At 57.6% G+C, this 2,034-nt stretch carries 1 rRNA gene; it reads right to left on the bottom strand.

From position 1 onward, the window contains the following. Positions 1-1,946 (bottom strand): 23S ribosomal RNA (locus ACFV6D_RS38770); the annotation flags it as partial. Positions 1,947-2,034: the final 88 nt, after the last annotated feature.

Here is a 2,034-nt window from a genome sequence, read left to right as displayed (position 1 = left end):
CAGCAAGTGCCGTCACCAGGAATGGCCCCCCTTCTCCCGAAGTTACGGGGGCATTTTGCCGAGTTCCTTAACCATAGTTCACCCGAACGCCTCGGTATTCTCTACCTGACCACCTGAGTCGGTTTGGGGTACGGGCCGCCATGAAACTCGCTAGAGGCTTTTCTCGACAGCATAGGATCATCCACTTCACCACAATCGGCTCGGCATCAGGTCTCAGCCTTAATGAGTGACGGATTTGCCTATCACTCGGCCTACACCCTTACCCCGGGACAACCACCGCCCGGGCTGGACTACCTTCCTGCGTCACCCCATCGCTCACCTACTACAGACTTGGTTCAGCGGCTCCACCACGTCCCTTTGTCCGAAGACTCCGGGCCGGCTTCACGGCCTTAGCATCACCTGGTTCAGCGTTGGCGCTTCAAAGCGGGTACGGGAATATCAACCCGTTGTCCATCGACTACGCCTGTCGGCCTCGCCTTAGGTCCCGACTTACCCTGGGCAGATCAGCTTGACCCAGGAACCCTTGGTCAATCGGCGCAAGAGTTTCCCACTCTTGTATCGCTACTCATGCCTGCATTCTCACTCGTATACCGTCCACGACTGGTTTCCACCGCCGCTTCACCCGGCACACGACGCTCCCCTACCCATCACAGCAGGCGTTGGCCCTATATGCTGCAATGACACGACTTCGGTGATGTGCTTGAGCCCCGCTACATTGTCGGCGCGGAATCACTTGACCAGTGAGCTATTACGCACTCTTTCAAGGGTGGCTGCTTCTAAGCCAACCTCCTGGTTGTCTCTGCGACTCCACATCCTTTCCCACTTAGCACACGCTTAGGGACCTTAGTCGGTGTTCTGGGCTGTTTCCCTCTCGACCATGGAGCTTATCCCCCACAGTCTCACTGCCACGCTCTCACTTACCGGCATTCGGAGTTTGGCTAAGGTCAGTAACCCGGTAAGGCCCATCGCCTATCCAGTGCTCTACCTCCGGCAAGAAACACGTGACGCTGCACCTAAATGCATTTCGGGGAGAACCAGCTATCACGGAGTTTGATTGGCCTTTCACCCCTAACCACAGGTCATCCCCCAGGTTTTCAACCCTGGTGGGTTCGGTCCTCCACACGGTCTTACCCGCGCTTCAACCTGCCCATGGCTAGATCACTCCGCTTCGGGTCTTGGGCATGCAACTCAGACGCCCTATTCGGACTCGCTTTCGCTACGGCTACCCCACACGGGTTAACCTCGCTACACACCGCAAACTCGCAGGCTCATTCTTCAAAAGGCACGCAGTCACGGCCCACCAGCAAGCTGATGAACGACGCTCCCACGGCTTGTAGGCACACGGTTTCAGGTACTATTTCACTCCGCTCCCGCGGTACTTTTCACCATTCCCTCACGGTACTATCCGCTATCGGTCACCAGGGAATATTTAGGCTTAGCGGGTGGTCCCGCCAGATTCACACGGGATTTCTCGGGCCCCGTGCTACTTGGGAGTTTCTCAAACGAGCCGTACAGATTTCGTCTACGGGGGTCTTACCCTCTACGCCGGACCTTTCGCATGTCCTTCGACTACCCATACGGTTTCTGACTCGCCGACCGGCCGGCAGACCGGTCAAGAAAAATCCCACGACCCCGCGATGGCAACCCCTGCCGGGTCTCACACCATCACGGTTTAGCCTCATCCGGTTTCGCTCGCCACTACTCCCGGAATCACGGTTGTTTTCTCTTCCTGCGGGTACTGAGATGTTTCACTTCCCCGCGTTCCCTCCACACTGCCTATGTGTTCAGCAGCGGGTGACAGCCCATGACGACTGCCGGGTTTCCCCATTCGGAAACCCCCGGATCAAAGCCTGGTTGACGGCTCCCCGGGGACTATCGTGGCCTCCCACGTCCTTCATCGGTTCCTGGTGCCAAGGCATCCACCGTGCGCCCTTAAAAACTTGGCCACAGATGCTCGCGTCCACTGTGCAGTTCTCAAACAACGACCAGTCACACACCCTCAACACCCCGAAGAGCGCATCAGATGAGGCCGGC

Origin of the sequence: Kitasatospora sp. NPDC059812 (assembly GCF_042732075.1) — a bacterium.
Taxonomy (GTDB): Bacteria; Actinomycetota; Actinomycetes; order Streptomycetales; family Streptomycetaceae; genus Kitasatospora.
Note: the sequence above shows the minus strand (reverse complement) of the source record. Positions and strands in the feature narration are given on the sequence as shown.